1 protein-coding gene is annotated in these 1,192 nt (G+C 42.8%); it reads right to left on the reverse strand.

Going from position 1 to position 1,192, the window contains the following annotated elements:
* Window positions 1-21 precede the first annotated feature (21 nt).
* Window positions 22-1,066 (reverse strand): IS630 family transposase gene (locus L692_RS31090; protein ID WP_376717986.1). Its coding sequence is split into 2 segments (ribosomal slippage): window positions 22-561 and window positions 563-1,066, totalling 1,044 coding nucleotides; the frame shifts between segments, so codons are not numbered across the junction.
* Between the last annotated feature and the right edge of the window lie 126 nt (window positions 1,067-1,192).

The following is a 1,192-nucleotide window of genomic DNA, read 5'->3' on the forward strand; positions in this document are numbered from 1 at the left end:
TATATATTCGGCATTTAATATTTAGAATTGGAGACATAACCGTTCAACTGTAGCGGCAGGCGTTTCATTAATCAATCGGATGAATCCTTGAACAGCTTTACGAATTTTTTGTACCGAGTCAAAGAAGACATTATGAATCACGGATGATTTTAGCCAGGCCCATAATTCTTCAATCATATTCAAATTCGGACTATACGGAGGCAAGTAAACCAAGGTGAGCTTGGCTTGATGTTCTTTTAAAAAAGGCTGGATGAGGTCGGCATGATGGATTCGTGCATTATCCAAAATCATCACGATTCGATCCCCTTCATATTTTTCTAAGAGACGTTCCAGAAAGGACAAGAATTCTTTGGCGGTGTACTGTTCTTCTTGTACGCAAAATACTTCACCGGATTCATAATCCAGCGTTCCAATCAGCTTCGCTCCCCAATGCTTGCCGTAGGTGGGAATGATTTTTTGCTGCCCCTTGGGAAACCAGGTACGAGAAAGCGCTTGGTAATCCCGGATCATGGACTCATCTTCAAACAGAATCCGGTCGATGCGCCCAGCGAGGAGTTTTTTTTAACTCCTGAAAGTGTTCTTTGAATTCTTCTTGTTTCTGTGGGTCTGCTTTAGCCAGTGTGTAGGTCGGCTTCGTAAAGCTAAGCTTCAAACGGTACAACAGGTCTCGTGTCCCCCGATCCGAATACCGAATATTCCACTTTTGTTCGATCCATTTCCGAACGAGTGGAGAAGTCCAGTTCATCTGGGAAGGAAATCCTTGATCCTCGGGCGTTTGATTCGTTACCACTTCATACACTTGTTGCTCTTGTTCAGCAGTTAACAAGCGATGTCGTCCTGGAGGACGTCCGATTTGTAGCCCCTGCATCCCTTGTTCTCGGTAAGCTTTGCTGTAGTTATATAAGGTCGATATCGTCCGTCCTGTCACTTCGGAAATCCGTTCGTAAGATTCACCAAGTAACAGCATGAGGATCGTCTGATACCTTTCATGCATACGTACATCTTTGTTTATTTTCATCGCGGCTTTGATTTCCTGAATGGCTACTGCTTTGTGTTCTTCTGCCACACCAACTCGTACGCTCATTTGTATCGTCTCCAATGATTATATGATTGAAGACTATTATACTGGAATTTATTTCTTTTGGGTTTTCTACGTCCACATTATTCCATTTGTTTTTCACCGAATATATAG

The organism is Paenibacillus forsythiae T98 (assembly GCF_000520735.1).
Classification (GTDB): Bacteria; Bacillota; Bacilli; order Paenibacillales; family Paenibacillaceae; genus Paenibacillus_AQ; species Paenibacillus_AQ forsythiae.